This window comes from Micromonospora sp. PRAS1 (assembly GCF_059553435.1).
In genome coordinates this window covers 1-25797 of the sequence record NZ_JCANNB010000030.1, presented here as the reverse complement: position 1 = coordinate 25797, position 25797 = coordinate 1, and the positions used below count along the sequence as shown (strand labels likewise).

Genomic DNA, 25797 nt, shown 5'->3' with positions numbered 1-25797 from the left:
GATGAACCAGCGGTGAATGACCGTCGGCCGGGCGACGCCTCGGGGCGCGTCCGGCCAACCCGGTCAGTCGACGCCGAACTCCATCGCGGCGCGGTCGAGCGCCTCGTCCTCCGCCGTGGCCACGCCCCGGGAGGCGATGGCCTCCGCGCCGCCCTGCGGCATCGCGCCGATCAGCCCGGTCGAGGCCGCCTGCGCGGCGCCGACCACCCGCTGCGGGGCGCCACCGACCATGCCAAGGCCCGCGTACTGCTCCAGCTTCGCCCGCGAGTCGGCGATGTCCAGGTTGCGCATGGTGAGCTGGCCGATCCGGTCGGAGGGGCCGAAGGCCGAGTCCTCGGTACGCTCCATCGACAGCTTGTCCGGGTGGTAGCTGAACGCCGGCCCGGTGGTGTCCAGGATCGAGTAGTCCTCGCCCCGGCGCAGCCGCAGCGTCACCTCGCCGGTGACCGCCGTGCCGACCCAGCGCTGCAACGACTCGCGCAGCATCAGCGCCTGCGGGTCCAGCCAACGCCCCTCGTACATCAGCCGCCCCAGCCGGCGACCCTCGTTGTGGTAGTTGGCCAGGGTGTCCTCGTTGTGGATGGCGTTGACCAGCCGCTCGTACGCGGCGTGCAGCAGCGCCATGCCGGGCGCTTCGTAGATGCCCCGGCTCTTCGCCTCGATGATCCGGTTCTCGATCTGGTCGGACATGCCCAGCCCGTGCCGGCCGCCGATGGCGTTGGCCTCCAGCACCAGGTCGACCGCGCTGGCGAACTCCTTGCCGTTGATGGTGACCGGGCGACCCTGGTCGAAGCCGATGGTGACGTCCTCGGTGGGGATCTCCACCGACAGGTCCCAGAACCGGACGCCCATGATCGGGTTGACGGTCTCGATGCCGGTGTCAAGGTGCTCCAGGGTCTTCGCCTCGTGCGTGGCACCCCAGATGTTGGCGTCGGTGGAGTACGCCTTCTCGGTGCTGTCCCGGTACGGCAGGCCGCGTTCCAGCAGCCACTCCGACATCTCCTTGCGCCCACCCAGCTCGGTGACGAAGCTGGTGTCCAGCCACGGCTTGTAGATCCGCAGCTGGGGGTTGGCCAGCAGGCCGTACCGATAGAAGCGCTCGATGTCGTTGCCCTTGAAGGTCGAGCCGTCGCCCCAGATCTGGACGTCGTCCTCGATCATCGCCCGCACCAGCAGCGTCCCGGTGACCGCCCGCCCCAGCGGGGTGGTGTTGAAGTACGCCCGCCCACCGGACCGGATGTGGAAGGCACCGCAGGTCAACGCCGCCAGCCCCTCCTCGACCAGGGCGGCTCGGCAGTCGACCAGCCGGGCCAGCTCGGCGCCGTAGTTGAGCGCGCGGCCGGGCACCGACGCGATGTCGGGCTCGTCGTACTGGCCGATGTCGGCGGTGTACGCACAGGGCACGGCGCCCTTGTCGCGCATCCACGCGACCGCGACCGAGGTGTCGAGGCCGCCGGAGAAGGCGATGCCGACACGTTCACCGGTGGGCAGGGAGGTCAGAACCTTGGACACAAGGAAGAGTATGCACCACCCCGCATACCCATGCAACCCGACTGCGAAAGGCGAGGCCCGCTGGTCAACGCCGTGGACAGCGAGGAGGGCTCCTGACGTGGCGCGGGCGCGACGACTCTGGGGCGAGTTCGCCGGCCGACGATGCCGAGGAGTGCGGGCTGACCGAGATCACCTCCACGGCCTTCGTCATCCGCGCCGGTACCCGCGTCGTGGCGGCGGCCGGCTACCGGCACTGGCCGGGGCAGGTGGCTCACCTGAGTGTGCTGACCGCGCCGGAGCGGCGTGGGCGTGGCCTGGCCCGGATCGTCGCAAGCGCGGCGGTGGCGGAGAGCCTGGCCAACCGGATGCTGCCGCAGTGGCGGGCCCGACCGGAACCGTCGCGTCGGGTGGCCCGGGCGCTCGGCTTCCGCGAGTTCGGCGCCCGACTGAGTGTGCGGATCGGCAGCCGACCCCTCCCGCAACACGGACCGCCGGGACGTCACAGATCCGCTCCGGCCGGGGTCTGATGCCCGGAACCGGCAGTCGAGGAGGAGCGATGACCAGGATCCCCAGAACTGAGATCACCGGCGTCAAGGGCGCCCTGGTGAAGCGGCTGGCCAAGAGGATGCTCGGCGAGGTGCCCGAGCCCCTCGGCGTGATGTGGCACCACCAACCGGTGCTCGCCGCCACCATGGGCCTGGGCCGCAAAGCCAACAAGTGGAACGAGTGCGACAAGGATCTGAAGTCGTACGCCCACATGGCGGTGGCGTCCCTGGTCGGCTGCTCGTTCTGCCTCGACATGGGCTACTTCCAGGCCCGCAACGAGGGGCTCGACCTGGTCAAGGCCCGTGAGATTCCCCGGTGGCGCGAGTCGGAGGTCTTCACGCCGCTGGAGCGTGACGTCCTGACGTACGCCGAGGCGATGTCGCAGACGCCGCCGACGGTCACCGACGAGCTTTCCGGCCGACTGCTCAAGCGGCTCGGCACCCCGGCACTGATCGAACTCACCGCGTTCGTCGCGGCGGCGAACCTCGCCGCGCGGATGAACGTCGCGCTCGGCATCGAGGCGCAGGGTTTCGCCACCTCGTGCGGCCTACCGCCGCTGGCCGGATCGTCCGGCACGCCGTCGCGGACCGAGTCACCCGACACGCCGTTGCGGGCCTGAGCAAACGAGCCGACCAGGTCGATCGGCCGGCGGACGCGCAGCGACGCGCCCGCCGGCCCAGACCCCAACCAGCTCACCATCAGGCACGAATCGACTACTTTCGGCACATGACCTGGACCGAGCCGGCCGTCTGGTACGCCAACCTGGCTGCCTTCCATGCCTCCGCCGGCGCCCTCATCACCGACCCGGCCGGTAACGTCCTGCTGGTCAAGCCCACCTACCGCGACCACTGGGCCTTCCCCGGCGGGGGTGTGGAGGCGGACGAGTTCCCGCATCACGCCTGCGCCCGCGAGGTCGAGGAGGAGTTGGGCATCATCCTGGCCGTCGGCGAGCTGCTCGTGGTCGACTGGGTGCCGCCGGAGTCCCCCCGCCCACGGTCCCTCATCCACTTCACCTTCGACTGCGGCACACTTACCGGCACGGAACGCTTCGAGCTGCCGGAAGACGAGGTGGCCGAGGCCGCCTACTTCCCGCCGACCAAGGCCGAGCAGCTCCTCCCCGGCAACGTGGCGCCACGGATCCGCGCCGCCCTACGCGCCCGGTCCCGCCGCACCCCCCTCTACCTCCCCCACACCCACCCCCGTCGCCCCCAACCCCGTCGCCCCCAACCCCGTTGATCATGAAGTTGTAGTCACCCCGCCCGGCGTGTCATGACAACAACTTCATGGTCAACGCCGGGCAGGCGGGGGGTGGGGGTGGGGGTGGGGGGCGGGCGAGGGGGCAGGGTGGTTGCCTTTTCGTACGGTCTTGCGGGGCAACCTCGATGTTCCGGCTTGGCCCCACCATTTGAGAGTGGGCGTAGCTCGTCAGCACGAAGCGGCGACTCGTGGCCCCGCGCCACGGGGTCCTGGCACCAACCGGCCCAGTGCGCTCTCGCCGCTGCTGACCTTGCAGCGCGCCGCCGGCAACGCCGCGGTGACCGCAATGGTGCAGCGCTGCGGCCCACGCCCTTGCGATTGTGCGAACGAACCGGCAGAGGAGCACACGACCAAGACGCCTCTGCAACGTACGCCGAACCAGGTGCTGCTCTTCCGGCAGACGACGATGCCCTCCGGCGGCGGCCCGCACGGAGGCGACAGGTGTCTTGACCTGTTGCAGATCATCATCGAGCTGCTCGACGAGGTCGCGAAGCGCTTCCGCGACGCGCAGGACGACCCGCACGACCTGTTCAGGTTCCACCGTCACCGTAACGAGGCACATCCCGAACACGGCTCGTGGGACGGACACCGGGACAAGTTCCATGAGAAAAGGGATGAGCTTCGACGCCGGATCGCCGAGTGGGAGGCGGACGACGACTGCGGAGGTTTCCGCCTGTCCCAACAGCAGCAGGAAGACCTGAGTGAAGCCCGGGAGTTCGGCGCGAAAGATTTCCCGACCAAGCCGGCACGCGCCCTGCGCGAGGCCGAGGAGTCGGAACAGGAGTCCATCTGGGACAAGCTGCGCAGACCGCTGCCGGACTGGGTGGTCAACACGCTGATAGCGCTTGGCATGTTCGCGTTGGCGGTCGTCCTCGTGGTCGCCTTCGCCACCGGAGTCGGCGAGATCGCCATGGCCGTGGCCGGTGTCGGGCTGGTGCTCGGCCTGGCCATCAAAGCCGCAGCACGCGCCGCCGGGGTCCGCGACACGTCACACGAAGCGTGAACTGGACGACGCTGGTTCCGTGCCGACCAGGGACAGGCGGCGGTCCGTGGCAGACTCGGGCCGCATGAGGCGTTTCCGCTCCTGGGACGGTACCGAACTGGCGTATCGGGTGGTCGGCGCCGGGAAGCCACTGGTCTGCATCCCCGGTGGCCCCGGCCAGGCCGCCGAGTACCTCGGCGAGTTGGGCGGCCTCAGCGATCATCGGACGCTGTTCCTGCTGGACAACCGGGGCACCGGTGGCTCGCCGGCACCGCAGGATCCCGGCACGTACCGCGTTGACCGGCTCGTCCGGGACGTCGAGGCGTTCCGCGAGCACCTCGGGTTGGAGCGGATGGATCTGCTCGGGCACTCGGCCAGCGGCGGAACCGGTCTGCTGTACTCGGCCGAGCATCCGCACCGGCTCGATCGGCTCGTGCTGGTCGCACCGTCCCTGCGCGTCGTTGACATGCAGTCTGACCTGGGCGTGGCCGAGGTGTTGGCGCGGCGGGCACACGAGCCCTGGCACGCCGACGCGGTCGCCGCCCTGCACGCCGAGGCCACCTCACCGCAGGAACTGGAGCGGTATCGCTGGCTGGCGGCACCGCTGCTGTACGGGCGGTGGAGCGCTGCGGCTCAGGCACAGGCCGCCGCCGAACCCGCCCAGTTCTCCGAGCCGGCGACGGAGGGCTTCTACGCCGGCTTCGACCCGGATCCCACGCTGCCGGAACGGCTCGCGGCATCGGCGGTGCCGGTGCTCCTGGTCGCTGGCGAGTACGACATCTGGCCGACGTGCGCCGCCCTGCGCGAACTGGCCGCGCTGCTCGGCCAGGCCGACCTGGCGGTGCTGCCGGAAACTGGCCATTTTCCCTGGGTGGACGACCCGGCCACCTTCGTGGCCACCGTGCACGGCTACCTCGCGGACCGTCAGCCGGGAACGTAGCTCGGCGGCCGGAAGCCGTCGTCGGAGCGGTCGAGAGTGGACTCGATCAACCCAGGGATGATTGTCGGCATGCGGGAAACGGTCGCCATCGCGCTGATCACGTCACTCTCCACGCTGACCGCCGCCGGGCTCACCGGGCTGGTCACCGCGCGGACCGTGCGCCGGCAGGTCGCCGGGCAGCTCGCCGCCGCCCGGGAGGAACGCGCCGAGCAGCGTACGCTCCGCCGGCAGCAGGCACGACGGGAGACGTACGTGCGCTTTCTGGCCGCCTGCGACCGGGCGTACCGGGCGTTGGACACCGGCTGGGTCGGTGCGGAGACCGCGCCGGGCGAGGACCCGCCGTACCCGGCGCTGCGCGCGCTCGACGAGGCGTACAACCTGGTGCTGTTGGCTGGGCCGGACCCGGTCGCCGAGGCGGCCGGGCGCACCGTGCGCAGCATCAACGAGGAGTACGCCCAGCAGCGCCAACTCCACCGGGAGCAGGCCACGGAGCCGGCCGTCCTGGCCACCCGCCACCGCCCCGAGCACCTGGCCGCACTCCGAGACCGTGCCACCCACCGCAACGCCTTCACCACCGCCGCCCGCACGGCCCTCGACCCCAGCTGACCCGTTGATCATGAGGTTAGCGGCGAAGTCGATCTCCCCAACTGCCGTCAACCTCATGGTCAACAGCGTTCGGCAGCCTGAAGCTCACTGCTCCCGGAGGAGCCGGAATCCGAGGTCGTCGTTGCGTACGAAACACTGACCGCGCCCCCGGTAGGCCGCCCGGGCGCGCACCCAGTGATGGCGCCACGACCCGCCGCGACAGATTCGGACCGCACCCGGATCATCGGAGCCGGGTCGCTCGTCCCGATGTGGGTACGGCGTCGCCGGGCTGGCCGTCCACTCGAAGACGTTGCCCGACAGATCGTGACAGCCTGCTGCGGAGACGCCGTCCGCGAAGACTCCGACCGGCGTGGTGGTGCGTACGTGCAGTTCGAAGGTGTTCGCCGCCCACGGGTCGAACGAGTCCCCGTAGGGAAACGCACGGCCGCCGGAGGCGGCTGCCGCCTCCCACTCGTACTCGGACGGTAGCCGGATGACATTCCCGGTGACCTCGGACAACCAGGCGCAGTATGCCTCGGCCTCGTAGACGCTGACCCCGACCACCGGTTGGCCAGGTTGGTTGAGTCGACTGTCATCCCAGTAACCGGGCGCCCGTGGTGGCCCGGAACCGTAGATCGCGGCGAGCGCGTCGGTGATCTCGACGTCGGACATGGCGGTGAGTTTGACCATGCTGACGGCCTGGTGCAGGGTCGCGGCGCCGGTGCGCAGCATCTCGACGGGCAGTTGCGGATGACGGCGGAGGTTGTCCCGCTTCTTGATCCACTCGGCGGCGATGATCTCGGCGAGTCCCTCGCCACGACGCCAGCGCCGGGCCGCGCCCGTACGCCACCAACGATCGTCCCGGTAGCCGCCGGCCGCGATGAAGCTTGCGTACTCCGCGTTGGTGACCGGGGTCCGGGCGAGTTCGAAGCTCGGCAGGGGCACCGCGTGCACGGGCCGTTCCAGCGGATAGGGGCTGTCCTCCGCCCCAATCCGCCAGGTGCCGGCCGGGATGGTCGCGAACCTGGGCAGGAAAGCGGTGCCGCCGTCGGTGTCGATCGGGATCAGCCGGGGATCACCGACGCCGGCCAGGGCATGCGCCATGTCGATCCGGGCCCGCAGATCCTGCGCCGGGTCTTCGGTCGCGGTGACAAGCGCCGCCGCGACCTGTCGCCGGAGTTCCGGCGTGACGGCGACATCGCTGGCCGCGGCGCACCTGCCGGCCAGCGCCGGGTTCACCGTCAGGACCGCACGGACGAACGCGTCCGGGTCAGGAGCGAGCGCGGCGGCCATGGTGGCCGTCTCCTCCCAACCCGTGGTGGGTAGCGGCGGCAACGGCTCGCCCGGAGCCAGTTCCGCGATCGCCACCGGCAGGGCAGGGCTCACCTGATCAGCCCGGGTCGGTACGGCCAACAGGTCCAACTCGTGGCCCCGGGCAAGCTGACGAGCAGCGAAGAACTCCTGCAACAGTTGATGGAAGAAGCGGACGGAGTGGTCCCGCTCGTCGAGGATTCCCGTGTCGAAGCCGACCTGCATGGATGCCTCGGCCAATCGAGCCATTCCGTTGAGCAGGTCGAGGGCGGTGTCGTAGTCGACCACCACAGCGCCCTTGTCGGCGCCGCTCTTGGCGCGCTGCATCTGATACGCCAACCTTGTCAGCGCGGGGATCAGATGACCACGCTCCGGCAACCAGTTACGGTCACCACTGTGTTCGCGAAGCTGCCGCTGTTCCCGCTCGGTGAGGATCGCGGGATCGGTGAGTCGCCGATTGCCGGCGAGGATCTCTCGACGGAGCAGTTCGCGGACCATGGTCTGGAAGGCGTCGGCGCGACCGACCGGCACGGTGCCGATCGCCCGGACCTGGTTGACCAGCAGCCGCAACATGTACGGCGTGCGATAGAAGGAGAGAATCCGCTGATCTCGGGTGAGCACGCCGGTCACCAGGTCGGCGTGCTCGGGCAGGTTGACCCGCACGTACGCCAACACCTGGTCGCGGCTCATGGGTTCGAGCCGGATATGCGGTACGCCGACATCCTTGCTGGAGAGCATGGCGCCGTAGTCCAGGGTGCGGCAGCTGAAGACGGCGAGGTTGCCCGGCACGTCGCGGATGTGCTCGTAGAGGAAGAAGCGCCAGGCAGCCACCCGGCGACGTAGATCCGCCTGGTCGGTGTGGGCAAGCTCGTTCAGCCCGTCGAGCAGCAGCAACAGGCGCCCGCCGGCCAGATGATCGCGGAACGGTGCCAGGTGGGGGTTCCGGATCGCCCACCGTTGCTCCAGCCACTGCACCGGCGTCGGTGGGTCGTCACTGCCGTAGCCGTACTCGGCCAGGGAAACGGCGAACGGAATCACCGCATTGTCCGGATCGATCAGCCCGTCCCGGGCGATGTCCATCTCCAGCCGCCGCAACAGCGTGGTCTTGCCCGCCCCTGGGGCGCCGAGCAGCACGTACGCGAATGATTCGGCACCGGTGACCAGCTCACGCAGATCGGTGCTCTCGCGGGTGCTGGGCGCGGCCACCCATCGGTCCGGGGCGTCGGTTCCTTCGTCGAGCACCAGGGTCAGCCGGATGAACCGACGATCCAGCTGGTACGCGGGGCCGCACCACCGGGCGTACCGGGTCAGCAGGTATTCGCGGACGGTCCGCGCCGGGTGCTGATTGATCTCCTGAAGTTGCCTGTCGCTCAGGGCGACAGGTCGCTCCGGATGCCGTACGGCGTGTTCCAGGGCGACAAGTGCGCCGGAGAGCGACCGGGTCGGCGCGAAGGGAGTGGTGACCACGGGCGCGGCGTCCTGGGCCGGCCAGGGGTAGCTGCGGCGGAGCTGCGCGACCAGCCCGGCCATCCGTTCGTCCCAGTACGCCTCGTGCGGCTCGGGCCAGTCGATCCGGTGGAACGGCAACAGCTGGTAGTGCGGCTCGCAGTCGTCGAGGCGAATCAGGTGGATGGGTTTGTGGTGCTGATAGAAGTAGAACCATTCGTTGAAGACCTCCACGGCGGCGACCGCCCGGCGGGTCAGCAGGACGATCATCCGATCGGCGGCGGCCAGGGCCCGCTGGATCGTGACCGGCCACCGGTCACCCTGCTGGATCTGCGCGGTGTCCAGCCAGACGTCGAAACCGTGGGCGATCAGGTCCGCCCGTAACCTCCTCGCGACCGGCGCGGACTCCCGCTGGTACGAGATGAAGATCTTCTCGCCTGGCGCTGTCACGCCTTCCTCCCCTTGGACACCGGACAGCCGTGCGGTTCGACCCGCAGTAGGTCGCGGCGGGTGCGCTCAGCGCTGGGCTGCACAGCCGGTGCGGTTCGACCCGCAGCACATCGTGGCGGGTGCCCGCAGCGCCTGGCGACTCAGCCCTCGCCGAGGGTGAACCCGGCGTCGGCGGTCAGGATCGTCCCGGTGAGATAGGGCGACTCGGCAAGGTAGACGTAGGCACCGGCGATGTCCGCGGGGTCGATGAACCGCCGCAGCGGAATGTGCTCGAGCCAGGCCTGCTTCATGGTCTCGTCCACCCGGTCCAGATAGGAGGTCGCCACGAACCCGGGCGCGACGGCGTTCACGCGGATCGCGGGGGCCAACTCCTTGGCCAGGGTGCGGGTGAAGTTGTTGAGCGCGGCCTTGGCGGCGGAATAGGCCATCACACCCTCGCGCCCGTTGGCGTCCAGGCCACGGATCGACGACGTGTTGATGATCGCGCCGCCGCCCCGCTCGCGCATGCTCCGGGCAGCGCGAATGGAGCAGTGCACCGCCGACATGAGATTGACGTTGAGCATCTGCGCCCAGTGCTCCTGAGTCGATTCGAGGATCGGCATCCCCTCGGTGCGGCCGGCGTTGTTTACCAGGACCTCCACCGGACCGTAGTTTTGTTCGACGGTGGCGAACATGCGCTCGACATCGGCGGGATCGCTCGCGTCGGCCTGGACGAAACCAGCAACACCGCCGCGATCACGGATCTCCTGGGCGGCGCGCTCCCCGGCGGCCAGGTCCGAACGTGCGTTCAGCACCACGACGGCGCCCCGATCGGCGAAGGCGTCGGCGACCGATCGACCAATGCCCCGGGACGAGCCGGTAATCAGAGTGACCTTTCCGGTCAGCGTCACAAGAATCTCCTCACCCACCAAAATGCGTGCCTCACAGTAATGGACGCGCGCCCGATGATCTATCGTCGCTGGCCACCACCGCGTTGATCGTCACCACCACTCCCGACACGATCACCAGCGTGCTGCCGAGGACGGTGGTCAGCGTCAGGCCCTCGGCCAGGAAAACCCATCCGGCGAACAGCGCGGACACCGGTTCGAGATAGAGCAGCGTGCCGGAGGTGGTGGCCGACACCGAACGCAGGCACCACAGATAGAGCAGCTGCCCGGCCGCGCTGTAGAGCACGCCGAGCACGCCGATCCGGATGAGATTCCCGGTGGTCAGCGTGACCGGATCGAGAAGTGCGGCCGGGACGAGCAGGACACCCACCAGGCCGAGTTGGAGGGTGGTCACCGTGAGCGCCGGGGTGCTCGCGAGTGCCCGCTTGCTGGCCAGGATCGATCCGGCGTAGGCCAGCGCGGAGGATCCGATCAGCGCGACACCGACCCATCCGCCGACCTGCTGCGGCCGGAGGATGAGCACCCCACCGGCCAGCGCGAGACCGAGCGCGGCCAGCTCCAGGGTGGTGACCTGCTCCCGGAGCGCCGGCCGGACGAGTACGGCGATGAAGAGCGGGGCGAGGTAGATGCCGAGCAGGACGGTACCGATCGGGATCCGCTGTAACGCCAGGGTGAAGGTCCACCAGTGCGCGGCCAACAGGATCCCGGACATGACCAGCGCCCGCCACCGCTCTGGACGCTGCCAGGCGGCTCGGCCGTACGGGCTGACCAGCCAGGCCACCAGGACGAGGGCACCGATCATCGCGCGGGCGCAGGCGATCTGGGCGGCGGTGAGTTCCAGGTGCCGGACCAGCACCCCGCTGGTGCCCCAGACACTCGCGACGGTGGCGGTGCCAGCCACCGGCAGCAGCCCGTGCCAGCGCCCGGTCGGGCTCATGCCGGCACGAGCTCCGTCGGATGACGTCCGTCGCGGACCACCAGGCGCAGTTTCCGGACGAAGCCGGTGACGTCCGTGCGGTGATAGGTCTGCCGGCCGAAGCAGACGCCCGCAGCCCCGGCGGACATCGCACCGTACGCGTTCTCCAGCGCCTCCCGGATGGACGTACGCGGGCCGCCAGCAATGATCACCGGAACGCCCAACGATGCCTCCACGACTGTCGCGAAGCTCTCCGGATCGCCGGTGTACTGGGTCTTGACGACATCGGCGCCGAGTTCCACGGCGACCCGGACGGCGTGCCGGACCAGCTCGGTATAGCCGACGCGGTCGGTGGCCTTGAGTTCGAGGTAGTTGTTGTCCGTGCCGTCGGGGTACGCCCGACGCGGATACATGATCGCCATCAGCGGCATGCCCCACTCCTGACACGCCTCGCTGACCATGCCCAGCACGCCCAGCATCTCGCCCTCCCGGGAGTCGGTGAGGTTGACGTGCACGGCGACCCCGTCACACCCGGCGCGGACCGCGGCCTCCACCGACCCGACCACCCGCTTGTGGGTGTGCGAGACGAGCACGGTGCTGGCGGTCAGATTGACGATAAACGGCACGAACGTTCCCAGCGCGACGCACCGGTCGTGCAGGGCCCGGAAGCCCATGACCGCGTCGACGCCGCCGTCGGCCACTTCGCGCACCCGGGAAACGGTGTCGACGAGACCACCCTGCGGACCGCTGATCAATGCGTCGTCAAACGGCACCAGCACGGCCCGTCCACCCGGAAGGAGTCGCGACATTCGCACCGATCTGCCCGCGCTGGTCATTCGCCCTCCTCGTGACGGCAGCACCATGGTGGACACTGTAAAGTGATCCACATCATTAGATAACCGAGTTCTGAGGGACGAGATGAACCTCGATCAGGGGCGCACCGACTGGGTTCGTCAGCTTCAGGACGGCACGCTGCCAGCGGAGATCGATCCGCTCGCCGAATTGCGGGCGCTCGCCGCCGACCTGGATCCGGCGGACAGCCTGGCGGTTTTCGCAAACGTCGACGTACCAGAAATCGACGTGGCGGCGAACGAAGCCTGATCGTTATCGCGTCACGGTGGCGTGCAGGTAATTTCGTCGCCCGAAACGTGGCTCGTCGAGCAGCGTCAGCCCACTGACCACGAACCGGTAGAACGCCGCCCGCCCTTCGCCGAGAAGAAAGGCGCGCTGCACATCGGTGGCGGGCGCGAAGTCGGGGAACCGCCGCCGGTAGACCGTCAGGGCCGTGGACCGCTGCTCCTGGTCGGCCTCGGCGGCGGTGCCGTGCAGCTGCACTCCCCGCAGCTGCTCGCCGTAGACGGGCGGCTCGACGAACACCGCGCCCGACATCCGATCGTCGGTGGCCAGGGCGTTCGTGTGCCGGGTGGTCCGTTCGCTGACGAAGTAGAGCGCGAGGTCGTCATCAACAGCGAAGAACACCGGACTGGCATGCGGGCCGTGCGCGCCGACCGTGGCGAGCGTGATGAGCCGACCGGTAGCCAGGATCTCCTCGACGGCCGTCCGGACCTCGGCCGGCCCAGCCGCCGCCTCGGCAACTTCCAGGTCGTAGCCCATGCGCACCCCCGGGGACTGATCTACGCGCCAACTCGCGCTACCCGGCAGCTTAAGCCGACGCACCCCCGGTAGGCACCGACCGATCCGCCTACCGGGACGGCGGACGGTTCGCCTCGCGCACCGCCCCAGGATCGACCGCGTTGGTCACGCTCGTTCCAGGAACGAGTGGCATCCTCGCGGCCCCGAGGCCACTCGATCCATGAACGAGCACGATCTTGTCGGCTGCGCGGCGGCGGGCAGCAGCGCGGGGCCAGCGGGCAGCAGCGCGGGGCCAGCGGCCGACGGCGGCACGCGTTCGGCGGGCAGCGGCGTGCTGGGGACCGGCCGTAGACTCGCCGGGCCGCGCCGTCGATGGGTACACCGAGTCGGGGAGGAAGCTCGTGGCGAGTGACGGGAACGAGACCGGCGGGACCTCACCCGCACCCGATGTCGAGGTGCTGCCGGCCCGCCGGCGCAGGCGCCGGATCCTGGTCCTGGGGGCCGTGGCGACGGTGGTGGCGGTGGCGGTGGGCGTGACCGTGTGGGTCGCCGGACGGGAACGGGGCCCGGTCGCCCCAGGTGATCCACCACGTTCGGCACCCACCCGATTCGACCCCGGCCAGCAACTGATCCGCCTCGACTTTCTCCCTGGCCCCGCCCTCCAGGTCAGCTACACGACAGGGCCGGACATGCACATCCTCACCATCGCCGGACGACCCAATGTCCCCTTCGGTCGCAACGACAGGTACCCGCGCGAGTGGGACTGGCGCGTCGAGGTCATGATGGCAGCCCGCGACGCCGATGTTCATCGTAACGATCGGGAGTACGACGAGGAGGCCGGATGGCACGTCCCGGGTGCTTCGGTCGCACCGGTGCGTGGGCGTCCCGCCCGGCAGAACGAAGGCGGGATTCTGTCCTGGGAGTACGCGCCGGACGCGTGGATGCGGATTTCGGTCGACGGTGTCGACCAGCCCGGCGAGGTTGCGCGTCAGGTGGCCGAGGGCATTCGCTGGGAGACGACGCCACTGGCCCTGCCGGTCCAGACGATGGCGCTGCCCGACGGCGCCGTGCTCGGCGGCGCGTCGCTGCTGTGGGCCGACGACGAGTCGGTGCAGAACTACGCCTACGCCCGGTACCGGCTGAAGCCGATCAAGGATCACGATGGCAGCCTGAGGACCGACCTCATGATCGGCATCAGCACCGAGAGCGTGGCCGACGGCAGGCACAACCGCACCGACGACGTCACCGTGTCGGGCCGCCCCGGCACCGCGATCGACTGGGCCAGAACCGGCTCGGGGGTCTATCGGGTAGGGAAGTTTCCCGGTGGGTGCGCCAAGTGCGTCGCGGAGGTGCACATCATGAGCCGGCGCGGCAACGAGGCGGTGGGCGGCCGGGACAAGGCGCTGAAGCTGGCGGCCTCGATCCGGCTGGCCGACGACCACGACGGTCCTGCCGGCTGGCGAGCGCGCTGAGCTGACCCACTCACCCGGCGGCATCGCGCAAGACACCGCAACTCACGCCCTCAACCGGCCGGGACACCGCGACATGCCGCAACCCGCGCCGCCCGACCGGCGAGCGCGGTGAGTCGACCGGTCAGCGGGTGAGGCCGACGAGGGTGGCCAGGCGGGCCACGCCGGGCGGTACCGGTCGGCCCCGGGCAAGCTCGCCGAGGAGGGTACGCGTCGACGGCCGCGCCCGGACCTCGGCCGGCGCGACCCCATCGGCCGCGACAAGCATCCGGCCCGCGCCGGCCAGGTCACCGGCGAGCAGGTACGCCCGCGCGGCGTCGACCAGGTAGGCGCCCCGGTACTCGGCCGGCAGCCGCCGCCACCCGTCCCGCCGGATCACCAACTCGTGCCGGGTGACCGCCTCGGCCAGCTCGCCCCGCTCGACCGCCACGATCACCCGCGCCATCTCCACGGCAACCGGCCCGAAGCTCGTACGCTGTGGATCGTCTGCGACCTCGACCCGGCTCGCCACGCCGTCGGCCCAGTCGAGCAGCGCCTCGGCCTGCCGAGATTCGCCGCAGCTGGCGGCGGCGAGGGCACCCTGGAGCAGCAGCGTCCCGCCCACGGCCCACTCCTGCGCCCGCCGACCCGACGGCGTCGGCCCGTTCCCCGCCGGCACCCGGGACGGGCGCTTCGCCGCCATGGTCAGCCGCTGCGCGGCGACGACGGTGGCCGCCAACGCCAGCCGCTGCTGGCCGGCGAGCCGCAACGCCTGCCCGATCGAGACGGTCGCCGTACCCGCAAGCACCGCATCCTGACCGGCCGCCGCCACCGCCCGGTCGGCGGTCAGCCAGCCGAGGTCGGCCTCACCCAGCTTCACCAGCACCGACGAGGCGATCCGGTACGTCTGCACCGCCAGCTCCGGCTCCCCCGCCGGCCTGGTCTGCACGGCGTCCAGCAAGCTTGGTAGCGCCCGCACCACCTGCGGATACTGCCCATGCTGGAAACTCAGCCAGGCGTGTCCCACCTGTCGGCGCAGCTCCGCCGTCGACACCGGACTTACCGGTGCCTGAAACACCCCGTGCCGGGCGAGCGCCGTGCGTACCCCGTCAAGGCCGTCGCGGACGTCGCCACCGGCTGGCGGCGGTTGCTCGCCGAGCAGCGCCGCCGGGTCGACGCGCAGCACCTTGGCGATATCCTGGATCACCGAGTACCTGTCGAGCCGGCGGACGCCCCGCTCCACCTTGTCGATCCAGCTTTTCGACTTGCCCAGCCGGTCGGCCAGCCCCTGCTGCGTCATCCGCCGCCGTACCCGCCACTGCGCCACCCGCCGCCCGATCGGCACCTCATTCCGGCTGGTCACGCCGCCACCGCCGATCCGGCACCGCCCGGGTGGTCTCCTCCACCGGTACGCGCTCCGCCTCGGCCTGCTCCAGCAGCCGCCGCTTCGCCGCCTCCCGCTCAGCCGCCTGAATCCGCTCACCCCGACTCATCGACTCATCGCCCTGACCTGGCATCCCATCCCCACCTCCATCAAGCTCGGCCGTGGAGATCGTGAGCAGGAGGGACTGTTCACCGTCTCATCTGGCCGGAGAAGGCGATCGCCTTCCCGAACCCGACGTTATGGCGGTTCAGTAATGGAACAATTACTGCCAGTTATGCGGCCAGGCGGATGCCCATCCGGCTGGCGAGCAGCCGCAGGTCGTCCGAGACGGCCCGACGCCTCGCCCGTTGAGCGAGGGTCACCACCGCGTCGCGGGCGAGCGGGTTCAACGTGAACGGTATGGGTGCGGCACGTTCGGCCTGCACGAATGCGCCCAGCGCTTCCGCGTCCCGACGGCCGCTTTCTGACAGGGCGCGGCCGAGGTCAAGCCAGTAGGCCAACTGGCGGTTCGTTGCCGCCAGCACCTGCGGTCGGACCGTCCGCGATAGCTCGATCACCCGGCCCATCTCTCCCTGCTCCGCTGCGATGGACATCTGCCACAGCCCAACATTGGTAGGCCCGAATCCGCAGCCGTTGAAGCCCCCTCCGTCGGCCGGACACGGCGACCCTCGCCGCGCTAAGGGCCAAATGCCGGTATCCAAGGTGCCGTAGGCATGTCGACGCCTGGTAAGCAGCCCGTGCCAGGATCGGACCGCCCACGGCGGCAGCCTCCACGAGCACGCCGGGAAGCATCCTCGCCATGGCCGGGTAGTTGCAGATCATGCGGAGCTCATCGCTCCGCTCAATGTCGGCAGCCAACTGCTCCGGCGTACAGGTCGGCCGCCGTCGTTCGCCGTCCTCGATCTCGATCAACGCTGACCAGATCGCCGGCACACACTCCGTGGCGCTCTCACGGGCAGGATCGCCCGGTTCCGTACCCTGGCCGAGCAGGTCGGCCACCGTCACCTGGAGGGCTGCGGCGAACGCCACGAGAGTGGAGCGCCGGTCGATGGTCTTCCGGCCCGACTCGATCTGAGAGACGTACGGCTGGCTGACGCCAGCAAGCCCGGCGAGCACGGCCTGCGACATCCCGCCCCGACGCATCCGCCAATAGCGAATCCTCGCCCCAACGGTGTCAGCCTTCTGGACCATGGTCGTCGCACCTCCCAGGTAGCCGCTTCGGTCAGCACAGCACCACCCGTCGGCTTACAAGCTGGACGGTACCCCTGCCAGCATGGCGTTGGTACCCGCGTATTCAGCAACAACGTTAAAGACTTGGACGAGGGGAAGAGCGTGCCACCGCGTTACCGCTACGAACAAATCGCCGACGACCTCGCCGAACGCATCGCGTCCGGCGAGTTCCCGCCCGGCTCGAAGCTGCCCAGCCGCCGCGAATTGATAGAGCACTACGGCGTCACCGAGCCGGTCATCGACCGGGCCATGCAGGTGCTACGAATCAAGGGCATGACCGAAACGTTGCCCGGCGTCGGCGTCTTCGTCGCGGAAGAGCCGCACCCAGCCGCCAGACCGGGTCGCCCGCCAGAAGCACATCCATGACTAGACGTGATTTCACATCGAAATATTTATTTCACTGTGAAATCAGCGTCCTGACAACCATCGCCCTCGCGGGTGGCAGCCGGAATCAACGAGCACAGGAGACGGGTGGATGAGCGACGACACCGAGGCGACCGGGGCAATGGCCTTCATCTTCGAGGCGGGCCTGCTGAAGCGCGCCGCCCGTACCGGGTGGTGGTTCGCCGGCGTCAAGCATCCCGAGTCGATCGCCGAGCACTCGTTCCGCACCGCGCTGATCGGCATGATGCTGGCTGCGATGGAGGGTGCCGATCCGGCCCGGGTGTCCATGCTCTGCGTCCTGCACGACACGCAGGAAACCCGGGTCACCGACATCCCGCACGTCGCGAAGCGGTACCTCACCGCCGTGCCCAACACCGCAGTCACCGCCGACCAGGTCGCCACCTGCCCACCCGCCGTGGCCGACGTCATCACCGCAGCCGTCGGCGAGTACGAGGCTGGCGAAACCCTCGAAGCCATCGTGGCGCGAGACGCTGACAAGCTCGAATGCCTCGTCCAAGCCGTCGAGTACCGACACCAGGGCGTCGACAACGTCCAGCGCTGGATCGACAGCTCCCGCGCCGCCCTCAAGACCGCATCCGCCCACCGCCTCGCCGACGCCGCCCTCACCGGCCAACCCCTCGCCTGGCTCACTGCGGGAGGGATCGTGAGCCCTCCCGGTCAGGCGGGAAGGTAGTCACCGGCGCTGGCCGGCATCGGCGTCTTCGTCGCGGCGGGACCGCCCTTATAGCAGGGGCACCGCAGACCGACTCGCCGGCTGAAGCTCGCGTTCATGGTCACGCTCGTTGCAGGATCGAGTGGCATCCTCGCGTCGACGAGGCCACTCGATCGTGGAACGAGCACGATCTTGAAGGCGTCAAGGAGGCTCCCCGGGGGTTCTAGAGCGCCACGATGGCCGCTGTTTCCGCTGGCAGCTCGATGCGGTCTCGTTGCACCGTGACGCCCTCCCCGGTGGCCAGCAGGACCCGGCGGGCCACGCCGGGCAACGTCACCCGTTGCGGTTTGTCGGCGAGGTTGGCGGCCACCAGGCAGCCGCCTCGCCGCAGCACCAGGAACCGGTCGCCGTGGCGCACGTCTACCGCGAACAGGTGCGGGTCCGACAGCTCGGGGCGGGACTTCCGCAGGGCGATCAGTCGCCGGTAGAAGTCGTACATCTGGCGGTGTTCGGGTTTGTCCAGCTCGGCCCAGTCCAACCGGGACCGCAGGTACGTCTGCCGGTCCTGCGGGTCCGGGACCTCACCGGAAGACCAGCCGTGGGTGGCGAACTCGCGCCGCCGGCCGTTGGAGACCGCAGTGGCGAGTTCCGGCTCCGGGTGCGACGTGAAGTACTGCCAGGGCGTCGAGGCGGCCCACTCCTCCCCCATGAACAGCATCGGGGTGAAGGGTGAGGTCATCAACAGCACCGCGCCGACCCGCAGCATGGCCGGGGACACGGAGGCCGAGAGGCGATCACCAACCGCGCGGTTGCCGATCTGGTCGTGATTTTGCAGGTACGCGACGAAGCGGTGGCCGGGGGTGCGCTGGTCGACGGAGCGGCCGTGTTGGCGGTGCCGGAAGCTGGACCAGGTGCCGGTGTGGAAGAACGCGCCGCGCAGCACCTCGGCGAGGCATTCCATGGTGCCGAAGTCGCCGTAGTAGCCCTGCTGTTCGCCGGTGAGCAGGGTGTGCAGGGCGTGGTGGGCGTCGTCGTTCCACTGGGCGTGCAGGCCGAAGCCGCCGGCCTCGCGTGGGGTGATGATCCGGGGGTCGTTGAGGTCTGATTCGGCGATCAGGGAGAGCGGTCGATTCAGGTGCACAGACAGCGACTCGACCTCGACGGAGATCTCCTCCAGCAGGTGCACGGCGCGGGTGTCGGGCAGGGCGTGCACGGCGTCCAGGCGCAGGCCGTCGACGTGGTAGTCGCGCAGCCACATCAGGATGCTGTCGATTATGAAGCGGCGTACCCCGTCGGAGTGTGGGCCGTCCAGGTTGATCGCCTGGCCCCAGGGGGTGTTGCGGTCGCTGAGGTACGGCGCGAACAGTGGTGCGTAGGCCCCGGAGGGGCCGAAATGGTTGTAGACGACGTCGAGGATCACCCCCAACCCCTTGGCGTGGGCGGCGTCGACAAGCCGTTTCAGGCCGTCCGGGCCGCCGTACGCCTCGTGCGGGACGAACCAGCACGCGCCGTCGTACCCCCAGTTGTGTTCGCCGTTGAAGGCGTTCACCGGCAGCAGTTCGATCATGTCGACGCCGAGTTCGACCAGGTGGTCGAGTTTGCCGATGACGGCGTCGAAGGTGCCCTCGGGGGTGAAGGTGCCGACGTGCAGTTCGTAGAGGATGCTGCCGGGCAGCTGGCGGCCGGTCCACGAGCCGTCGGTCCAGGTGAAGGTCGAATGGTCGTAGCGCCGGCTCGGGCCGTGCACGCCCGCAGGTTGCCACATCGAGCGGGGGTCGGGCAGGGCCTGCTCGTCGTCGTCGAGCACGAAGGAGTAGTCGGGGCCGGCGCCGGGCACCTCGACCTTCCACCAGCCGCCCCGGCCGGCGCGCATCTCGTGGTCGGCGCCGTGTGGCAGGCGCAGCCGTACCCGCTTGGCCTCCGGTGCCCAGACCGTGAACTCGGACATGATCGCAGCCTCCCGGGTCAGGTGGTGGGCACCAGCAGCGCGACGGGATAGGTGGCCAACAGGTCGGCCAGGCGGACCTGGCCGTCACTGTAGACCTGCCCGGTGAACAGGCATGACATCTCGTTAACGGGCAATGACAGGGTGGTTTCCCGCCACCCGCCGGCCGCGGCCAGGCGCAGCGGCAGCCGGGTGGCGACGGCGAGCGCGCCGCCCCGGTCGAAGGCGACGGCGTGCCGGGCGGCCGGGCCGTGCACGATGACCGGCTGGTAGTCGCCGAACAGTTCCGGATGGTCGCGGCGGGCGCGCAGGGTCCGGGAGACCACGAGCAGCTTGGCCGCGCCGGCCTCGTCCACCGCCGGCTGCCAGCCGGCGTCGAGCCGGGCCAGCAGTTCCCGGCGTACGTCGAAGTCCACCGGCCGGCGGTTGTCCGGGTCGACCAGGGAGTTGTCCCACAGCTCGGTGCCCTGGTAGGTGTCGGGCACCCCGGGCATGGCCAACTGGACCAGCTTCTGGCCAAGCGAGTTGGACCAGCCGGCCGGGGTGATCTCGGCGGCGAACCCGGCCAGCTCGGCGGAGACGGCCGGGTCGTCGTAGATGGCGTCGACCAGGGCGTGCATGGCCTGCTCGAAGGCGGGGTCCGGGTCGGTCCAGCTGGTCGAGACCGACGCCTCCCGGGCGGCCTTTTCGGCGTACGCGTGCAGCCGCTCGCGTTCGATCGGCCAGGCGCCGACGGCGGTCTGCCAGAGCAGGTGGGCCAGGGCGGCGTCCGGCAGCGGCACCGCGGCCATCCACCGAGTGACCAGCTCGGCCCAGCGTTGCGGCAGCTCGGCGAGGACGGCGAGGCGGGCGCGGACGTCCTCGCCGCGCTTGGTGTCGTGGGTCGACAGGGTGGTCATGCTCGCCGGCCAGCGCTCGTGGTGGGCGGCGGCGAAGCGGTGGAAGCGGCCGGGTGGGGTGCCGAAGTGGGTGGGGCTGCCGCCGACCTCGTTGAGCGCCACGAACCGGGTCCAGCGGTAGTAGGCGGTGTCCTCGACGCCCTTGGCCATCACCGCGCCGGTGAACTGCGGGAAGCGCCGGGCCAGCTCGTCGTCGGGGTCGCGTAGCCGCCGGGTGAGCGCGTCCAGCGCACCGGTCAGGTCGGTGCGGCGGCGGCCCGCCTCGGCGCGGGCGTTGGCCAGGTGCCGGACGCCTTCGGGCGGGTAGCCCCGGTAGACGGGGAACGCGGCGGCCAGTTCGGCGAGGGCGGCGCGGGCGGCGGCCCGGTCCACCTCGGGGGCGAGCCCAGCGAGCCGGTTCAGCTCGGCGGCGAGCAGCCGGGTGGCCGCGCCGAGTTTGGTGTCGTGGGTCAGGTCGGCCCAGGAGGTGGCTCGGCCGGTGAGCCGGGTGTCCAGGGCGGTGAAGTCGGCCTCGCCGTCGCCGTCGACGAAGAGCCCGCCGACCGCCGCGAGGGCGTCGTAGCCGGTGGTGCCGGCCACCGGCCAGTCCGGCAGCTCCTCGCCGTACTCCAGGATCTTCTCCACGATCAGCCAGGCGTTCGGCGCGGCGGCGCGCAACCGGGCCAGGTAGCCGGCGGGGTCGCGCAGCCCGTCGGGGTGGTCGACCCGGATGCCGTCGATCTCGCCGGCCGTTGCCCAGGCCAGGACCAGTTCGTGGGTGGCGGCGAAGACCGCCGGGTCCTCCACCCGCAGCCCGGCCAGGCTGGCCACGGCGAAGAACCGGCGGTACGTCAACTCTGCGTCGCCGCGTCGCCAGGAGACCAGCTGGTAGTGCTGCCGGTCGTGTACCTGCGTCGGGCTGCCGTCGCCGGTGCCGTCGGCGATCGGGAAGCGGTGCTCGTGGTAGCGCAGTTCGCCGTCGGCGAGCTTCAGGTCGTCAAGCGCGTCGGGGTTGTCGGCGAGCACCGGCAGCAGCAGCCGGCCGGCGTCCCAGTCGATGTCGAACCAGCTCGCGTACGCCGACTCGGGTCCCCGGCGCAGCACGTCCCACCAGGGCGGGTTGGCCGCCGGTACGGCGACCCCGGCGTGGTTGGGCACGATGTCCACGACCAGGCCGAGCCCGACGTCGCGCAGCGCCCGCAGCAGTCGCTGCCGGCCGGCCTCGCCGCCGATCTCCGGGTTGACCTGGCGGTGGTCGACCACGTCGTAGCCGTGCGCGCTGCCCGGGGCGGCGGCCAGCAGCGGCGCGCTGTAGAGGTGGGTGACGCCGAGGTCGGCGAGGTAGCCGGCGATGCCGGCGGTGGTGTCCAGGTCGAAGCCGGGGCGTATCTGCACCCGGTAGGTCGCGCCGACAGGTTGCGCGGCCCGGGCCGCGGTGATCTGCTCGGCCAGCGAGGTCATCTAGGCCACCCTCTCCAGCACCACCAGGGAGCGGTCCGGTACGCAGAGCGTGCCGCCGGCCTCGACGGTGGTGCCCTTGTCCTGGTCAGGTTCGGCGGTACTGATCACCAGTTCCCAGCGCTTACCGAACTCGGCAGGCGGCGGGGTGAAGTCCAACGGCGCGTCGTGGGCGTTGAAGCAGAGCCAGAAGGAGGCGTCGTGGTGGCGCTGGCCGTACTGGCCGCGTTCGCGGATGCCGTCGCCGTTGACGAAGAGCGCCACCGAGCGGCCGAAGTCGTTGCCCCAGTCCTCGCCGGTCATCTCCCGCCCGTCCGGGGTGTACCAGGCCAGGTCGGGCAGCGGCTCGTCGACCTCGCGACCGCGTACCGGCAGGCCGGTGAAGAAGCGGCGGCGCTGGAAGACCTGATGGTTGCGGCGGAACTCGACAAGCCGGCGGGTGAAGTCCAGCAGTTCGGTGTCGACGTTGTCCCAGTCGACCCAGGCCAGTTCGCTGTCCTGGCAGTAGGCGTTGTTGTTGCCGCGCTGGGTGCGGCCCAGTTCGTCGCCGTGGCCGATCATCGGCACGCCCTGGGAGAGCATCAGGGTGGCCAGGAAGTTGCGCCGCTGCCGGGCCCGCAGGGTGAGTACGCCGGGGTCGTCGGTGTCGCCCTCGACGCCGCAGTTCCAGGAGCGGTTGTGGCTCTCGCCGTCGCGGTTCTCCTCGCCGTTGGCCTCGTTGTGCTTGTCGTTGTACGACACCAGGTCGGTGAGGGTGAAGCCGTCGTGGCAGGTGACGAAGTTGATGCTGTGGAAGGGGCGGCGGCCATCGTCCTGGTAGAGGTCGGCGGAGCCGGAGATGCGGGAGGCGAACTCGGCAAGGGTGGCCGGCTCGCCGCGCCAGAAGTCGCGGACGGTGTCGCGGTATTTTCCGTTCCACTCGGTCCACTGCGGCGGGAAGTTGCCGACCTGGTAGCCGCCGGGCCCGATGTCCCACGGTTCGGCGATCAGCTTGACCCGGCTGACCACCGGGTCCTGCTGCACCACCTCGAAGAAGGTGGAGAGCCGGTCCACGTCGTAGAACTCGCGGGCCAGGGTGGCGGCCAGGTCGAAGCGGAAGCCATCGACGTGCATCTCGGTCACCCAGTACCGCAGCGAATCCATGATCAGCTGGAGTGAGTGCGGGCTGCGGACGTTGAGGCTGTTGCCGGTGCCGGTGTAGTCGACGTAGTAGCGCCGATCCTCCTCCGACAGCCGGTAGTAGCTGGGATTGTCGACGCCCTTGAAGCTCAACGTCGGGCCGAGGTGGTTGCCCTCGGCGGTGTGGTTGTAGACCACGTCGAGGATCACCTCGATGCCGGCCGCGTGCAGCGCCTTGACCATGCCCCGGAACTCCTGCACCTGCTGGCCGAGGTGACCGAGCGCGGAGTAGGCGTGGTGCGGGGCGAAGAAGCCGATCGTGTTGTAGCCCCAGTAGTTGCGCAGCCCCAGGTCGGCCAGGCGGTGGTCGTTCACGAACTGGTGCACCGGCATCAGCTCGATCGCGGTGACCCCGAGCCGGGTCAGGTGCTCGATCATCGGAGGTGAGGCGATGCCCGCGTACGTGCCGCGCAGCTCCTCGGGGATGCCGGGCAGCCGCATGGTCAGCCCGCGTACGTGTGCCTCGTAGATCACCGAGTGGTGGTACGGGATCCGCGGCGGGGCGTCGTTGCCCCAGTCGAAGTAGGGGTTCACCACCACCGACTTCGGCATGAACGGCGCCGAGTCGGTGTCGTTGCGCCGCTCCGGGTCGCCGTGCACGTAGTCGTAGACCGCCGGGTCCCACTGCACGTCACCGTCGATGGCCTTGGCGTACGGGTCGATGAGCAGCTTGTGCGGGTTGCAGCGCAGCCCGTTCGCCGGGTCGTACGGGCCGTGCACCCGGTAGCCGTACCGCTGCCCCGGCCCGAGCCCGGGGATGTACGCGTGCCAGACGTACGCGTCCACCTCGCGCAGCTCGACCCGGCGCTCGGTGCCGATGTCCCACTCGTCGAAGAGGCAGAGTTCGACCCTCTCCGCCACCTCGGAGAAGATCGCGAAGTTGGTGCCCATCCCGTCGTAGGTGGCACCGAGCGGATACCGCTCACCCGGCCAGACCTGCATCTCGCTCCTTCGGCCAAGAATCATGAGCGCGCGCCCGCACCATGAGCGCCCCGTCCGGGGGACCCCGGGCGGTGCGCCCGGCGGTAATGCCCCGCCCGGTCCGCCACCAATCCATCCGATCGGGTGAATGCCTGGCATCCACCCGACTGATCCCGGGTGAACCCTTGCGTGCCTTCGGTCACTGTGACCGTCCTCAAGGTGCAGAACCGGCCGACATGACGTTTCCTTGTTCGCGGGCACGTGTCCGCGCGCCCGTTGATCCTCGCACCACCGGGCGCGTACGCGCGTGTCCGAAACCCAATGCTGCTCTTTTCGCCGCCAACGGTGTCGGCGCGTTCCTCCCTGCACGGACGGAGACTGATGTGACGACCACGCGGGTCGGCGGGCGCGCCGCCACCGCCACGGACCGGCTGCACCGCCCCACTCTCACCTCGCGACCCCAGCTCCCGACACAGCCGGGTCCGGCCACCCCGCCGCAGACCCGTCGCATCCTGATGCTGTCCTGGGAGTACCCGCCGGTGCTCGTGGGCGGGTTGGGCCGGCACGTGCACGCCCTGTCGGTGGCGCTGGCCGCCGCCGGGCACGAGGTCACGGTCGTCACCCGGCACGCCGAGGGCGCGCCGCTGGAGGAGTACGTCGACGGCGTACGCGTGGTGCGCGCCGCCGAGGACCCGGTCACCTTCCCGCTGGCCACCGAGAGCCTGCTCGCCTGGACGATGGCCTTCAACCACACGCTGACCCGGGCCGCGTTGCGCGCCGCCGCCTCCTCCGGCGGCGGGTACGACGTGATCCACGCGCACGACTGGCTTGTCGCGCACACCGCGATGACCTTGCGCGATCACCTGGACCTGCCGCTGGTCAGCACCATCCACGCCACCGAGGCGGGCCGGCACCAGGGTTGGCTGCCCGAGGAGATGAACCGCACCATCCACGGTGTCGAGCACTGGCTCGGCGGCGAGTCGACCCGGGTGATCGTCTGCTCCGGCTACATGCGCGACGAGGTGACCGGGCTCTTCGGCGTGCCGGCCGGCCGGGTCGACGTGGTGCCCAACGGGGTCGAGCCGCAGCGCTGGCGGGTGCCGGCGCGGGCGGTGACCGACGCGAGGGCCCGCTTCGCGGGGGACGGTCCGCTTGTCACCTTCGCCGGTCGGCTGGTCTACGAGAAGGGCGTGCAGCACCTGCTCGCCGGGCTGCCCCGGCTGCGCGAGCGGCACCCGGGGCTGCGTGCGGTGATCGTCGGCGACGGCCCGTACCGGGCCGAGTTGGAGGCCGACGTGCACCGGTTGGGGCTGGCCGGCACGGTCAGCCTGCCCGGTTTCCTCGGCGGCACCGACCTGCCGGCGGTGATGGCCGCCTCGGACTGCTTCGCGGTGCCGAGCATCTACGAGCCGTTCGGCATGGTCGCGCTGGAGGGGGCCGCCGCCGGTGCGCCGCTCGCGGTCGCCGAGACCGGTGGACTGGCCGAGATCGTCGAGCCGGGCGTGACCGGGATGACCTTCCGGCCGAACGACCCGGACGCGCTCACCGACGCCGTGCACGCCCTGCTCTCGGACACCGAGCGGGCTCGCGCCCTGGCCCGTCGGGCCCGGGTCATGGTGGACGAGCGGTACGGCTGGGCGGCGATCGCCAGCCGCACCGCTGCGACGTACGCCTCGGCCATCGCCCAGGCTCCCACCTTCGTCGCCGAGCGCGCCGCCCACCAGATGGCGCACGGCCGCCTCCGCCCCGCGATCCCCGAGGGCAACCTCCTAGCCGCCGCCAACCTCCGCTAACCCCCCACCCCCCACCCCCCACCCGCCCCGTTGATCATGAGGTTAGCGGCACTCTGACGATCAACTAGTGCCGTCAACCTCATGATCAACGCGGGCGGCG

Annotated in this window: 22 protein-coding genes and 1 pseudogene; 11 read left to right on the top strand and 12 right to left on the bottom strand. The window is 70.2% G+C overall.

Annotation, left to right across the window (positions count from 1 at the left end; genetic code table 11):
• Positions 1-63 precede the first annotated feature (63 nt).
• Entirely contained in the window at positions 64-1512 is a 1449-nt protein-coding gene (gene argG / locus AC507J_RS24005) for an argininosuccinate synthase (protein ID WP_496291444.1), read from the bottom strand.
• Between the two features lie 41 nt (positions 1513-1553).
• On the opposite strand from argG, the gene AC507J_RS24000 reads away from it, so the two are divergent.
• From AC507J_RS24000 to AC507J_RS23975, 6 genes are all read left to right on the top strand, one after another.
• Positions 1554-2018, top strand: a complete 465-nt coding sequence (locus AC507J_RS24000) for a GNAT family N-acetyltransferase (protein ID WP_496291499.1) — start codon at positions 1554-1556, stop codon at positions 2016-2018.
• A gap of 29 nt (positions 2019-2047) precedes the next feature.
• Entirely contained in the window at positions 2048-2656 is a 609-nt protein-coding gene (locus AC507J_RS23995; RefSeq protein WP_496291443.1) for a carboxymuconolactone decarboxylase family protein, read from the top strand.
• A gap of 107 nt (positions 2657-2763) precedes the next feature.
• Positions 2764-3273 carry an NUDIX domain-containing protein gene (locus AC507J_RS23990; RefSeq protein ID WP_496291442.1) on the top strand — a complete coding sequence of 170 codons (510 nt, stop codon included), beginning with the start codon at positions 2764-2766 and terminating at the stop codon, positions 3271-3273.
• A 175-nt stretch (positions 3274-3448) separates the two neighbouring features.
• Positions 3449-4297, top strand: coding sequence for a hypothetical protein (locus AC507J_RS23985; protein ID WP_496291441.1), 849 nt, complete (start codon positions 3449-3451; stop codon positions 4295-4297).
• A gap of 64 nt (positions 4298-4361) precedes the next feature.
• On the top strand, positions 4362-5216 hold the full coding sequence (locus AC507J_RS23980) for an alpha/beta fold hydrolase (protein ID WP_496291440.1): 855 nt from the start codon (positions 4362-4364) through the stop codon (positions 5214-5216).
• Positions 5217-5285: 69 nt separating this feature from the next.
• A complete protein-coding gene (locus AC507J_RS23975; RefSeq protein WP_496291439.1) occupies positions 5286-5822 on the top strand; it encodes a hypothetical protein in 537 nt (178 codons plus the stop codon).
• 84 nt (positions 5823-5906) lie between these two features.
• Here AC507J_RS23975 and AC507J_RS23970 read toward each other — a convergent pair whose 3' ends face one another.
• The 4 genes from AC507J_RS23970 to AC507J_RS23955 form a co-directional block, all read right to left on the bottom strand.
• Entirely contained in the window at positions 5907-9008 is a 3102-nt protein-coding gene (locus tag AC507J_RS23970) for an SUMF1/EgtB/PvdO family nonheme iron enzyme (RefSeq protein ID WP_496291438.1), read from the bottom strand.
• Between the two features lie 140 nt (positions 9009-9148).
• Positions 9149-9898, bottom strand: coding sequence for an SDR family NAD(P)-dependent oxidoreductase (locus tag AC507J_RS23965; RefSeq protein ID WP_496291437.1), 750 nt, complete (start codon positions 9896-9898; stop codon positions 9149-9151).
• A gap of 31 nt (positions 9899-9929) precedes the next feature.
• Entirely contained in the window at positions 9930-10832 is a 903-nt protein-coding gene (locus AC507J_RS23960) for a DMT family transporter (RefSeq protein ID WP_496291436.1), read from the bottom strand.
• Positions 10829-11590, bottom strand: a complete 762-nt coding sequence (locus AC507J_RS23955; RefSeq protein ID WP_496291435.1) for a beta/alpha barrel domain-containing protein — start codon at positions 11588-11590, stop codon at positions 10829-10831. Before AC507J_RS23955 ends, AC507J_RS23960 begins: the two co-directional genes overlap by 4 nt.
• A 139-nt stretch (positions 11591-11729) precedes the next feature.
• On the opposite strand from AC507J_RS23955, the gene AC507J_RS23950 reads away from it, so the two are divergent.
• On the top strand, positions 11730-11912 hold the full coding sequence (locus AC507J_RS23950) for a hypothetical protein (RefSeq protein ID WP_496291434.1): 183 nt from the start codon (positions 11730-11732) through the stop codon (positions 11910-11912).
• 3 nt (positions 11913-11915) lie between these two features.
• Here AC507J_RS23950 and AC507J_RS23945 read toward each other — a convergent pair whose 3' ends face one another.
• Entirely contained in the window at positions 11916-12425 is a 510-nt protein-coding gene (locus AC507J_RS23945; RefSeq protein ID WP_496291433.1) for a pyridoxamine 5'-phosphate oxidase family protein, read from the bottom strand.
• 668 nt (positions 12426-13093) lie between these two features.
• Here AC507J_RS23945 and AC507J_RS23940 point away from each other — a divergent pair.
• The gene (locus AC507J_RS23940; RefSeq protein WP_496291432.1) at positions 13094-13876 is read left to right on the top strand and encodes a hypothetical protein; all 783 of its coding nucleotides are present in this window, start codon (positions 13094-13096) and stop codon (positions 13874-13876) included.
• 121 nt (positions 13877-13997) lie between these two features.
• Here the strand turns inward: AC507J_RS23940 and AC507J_RS23935 are convergent, their stop codons facing one another.
• The 3 genes and pseudogenes from AC507J_RS23935 to AC507J_RS23925 form a co-directional block, all read right to left on the bottom strand.
• A complete protein-coding gene (locus AC507J_RS23935) occupies positions 13998-15215 on the bottom strand; it encodes a helix-turn-helix domain-containing protein (RefSeq protein ID WP_496291431.1) in 1218 nt (405 codons plus the stop codon).
• Complete coding sequence (locus tag AC507J_RS23930) at positions 15199-15369, bottom strand: hypothetical protein (protein WP_496291430.1); 171 nt, start codon at positions 15367-15369, stop codon at positions 15199-15201. Before AC507J_RS23930 ends, AC507J_RS23935 begins: the two co-directional genes overlap by 17 nt.
• A gap of 139 nt (positions 15370-15508) precedes the next feature.
• A pseudogene (locus AC507J_RS23925) lies at positions 15509-16427 on the bottom strand (helix-turn-helix domain-containing protein).
• A 141-nt stretch (positions 16428-16568) separates the two neighbouring features.
• Here AC507J_RS23925 and AC507J_RS23920 point away from each other — a divergent pair.
• Together AC507J_RS23920 and AC507J_RS23915 are read left to right on the top strand one after the other, a co-directional pair.
• Complete coding sequence (locus AC507J_RS23920; RefSeq protein WP_496291498.1) at positions 16569-16832, top strand: winged helix-turn-helix domain-containing protein; 264 nt, start codon at positions 16569-16571, stop codon at positions 16830-16832.
• Positions 16833-16941: 109 nt separating this feature from the next.
• Complete coding sequence (locus AC507J_RS23915; protein ID WP_496291429.1) at positions 16942-17544, top strand: HD domain-containing protein; 603 nt, start codon at positions 16942-16944, stop codon at positions 17542-17544.
• A 202-nt stretch (positions 17545-17746) separates the two neighbouring features.
• Here AC507J_RS23915 and treZ read toward each other — a convergent pair whose 3' ends face one another.
• The 3 genes from treZ to glgX are packed head-to-tail and all read right to left on the bottom strand — an operon-like array spanning position 17747 to position 23925.
• Complete coding sequence (treZ, locus tag AC507J_RS23910; protein ID WP_496291428.1) at positions 17747-19471, bottom strand: malto-oligosyltrehalose trehalohydrolase; 1725 nt, start codon at positions 19469-19471, stop codon at positions 17747-17749.
• Between the two features lie 17 nt (positions 19472-19488).
• Entirely contained in the window at positions 19489-21807 is a 2319-nt protein-coding gene (treY, locus tag AC507J_RS23905) for a malto-oligosyltrehalose synthase (RefSeq protein ID WP_496291427.1), read from the bottom strand.
• Positions 21808-23925 carry a glycogen debranching protein GlgX gene (gene glgX, locus AC507J_RS23900; RefSeq protein WP_496291426.1) on the bottom strand — a complete coding sequence of 706 codons (2118 nt, stop codon included), beginning with the start codon at positions 23923-23925 and terminating at the stop codon, positions 21808-21810.
• Between the two features lie 362 nt (positions 23926-24287).
• On the opposite strand from glgX, the gene AC507J_RS23895 reads away from it, so the two are divergent.
• Positions 24288-25697 (top strand): glycosyltransferase family 4 protein, encoded by a 1410-nt coding sequence (locus AC507J_RS23895; protein WP_496291425.1) that lies wholly within the window; start codon positions 24288-24290, stop codon positions 25695-25697.
• Positions 25698-25797: the final 100 nt, after the last annotated feature.

Bases quoted from the DNA above. Each gene is read 5' to 3' on its own strand.
- AC507J_RS23960 (WP_496291436.1), bottom strand. From the start codon at position 10,832: ATGAGCCCGACCGGGCGCTGGCACGGGCTGCTGCCGGTGGCTGGCACC.
- AC507J_RS23995 (WP_496291443.1), top strand. From the start codon at position 2,048: ATGACCAGGATCCCCAGAACTGAGATCACCGGCGTCAAGGGCGCCCTG.
- treY (WP_496291427.1), bottom strand. From the start codon at position 21,807: ATGACCTCGCTGGCCGAGCAGATCACCGCGGCCCGGGCCGCGCAACCT.
- AC507J_RS23945 (WP_496291433.1), bottom strand. From the start codon at position 12,425: ATGGGCTACGACCTGGAAGTTGCCGAGGCGGCGGCTGGGCCGGCCGAG.
- AC507J_RS23950 (WP_496291434.1), top strand. From the start codon at position 11,730: ATGAACCTCGATCAGGGGCGCACCGACTGGGTTCGTCAGCTTCAGGAC.
- AC507J_RS23975 (WP_496291439.1), top strand. From the start codon at position 5,286: ATGCGGGAAACGGTCGCCATCGCGCTGATCACGTCACTCTCCACGCTG.
- treZ (WP_496291428.1), bottom strand. From the start codon at position 19,471: ATGTCCGAGTTCACGGTCTGGGCACCGGAGGCCAAGCGGGTACGGCTG.
- AC507J_RS23980 (WP_496291440.1), top strand. From the start codon at position 4,362: ATGAGGCGTTTCCGCTCCTGGGACGGTACCGAACTGGCGTATCGGGTG.
- AC507J_RS23940 (WP_496291432.1), top strand. From the start codon at position 13,094: ATGCACATCCTCACCATCGCCGGACGACCCAATGTCCCCTTCGGTCGC.
- glgX (WP_496291426.1), bottom strand. From the start codon at position 23,925: ATGCAGGTCTGGCCGGGTGAGCGGTATCCGCTCGGTGCCACCTACGAC.
- AC507J_RS23990 (WP_496291442.1), top strand. From the start codon at position 2,764: ATGACCTGGACCGAGCCGGCCGTCTGGTACGCCAACCTGGCTGCCTTC.
- AC507J_RS23930 (WP_496291430.1), bottom strand. From the start codon at position 15,369: ATGCCAGGTCAGGGCGATGAGTCGATGAGTCGGGGTGAGCGGATTCAG.
- AC507J_RS23915 (WP_496291429.1), top strand. From the start codon at position 16,942: ATGAGCGACGACACCGAGGCGACCGGGGCAATGGCCTTCATCTTCGAG.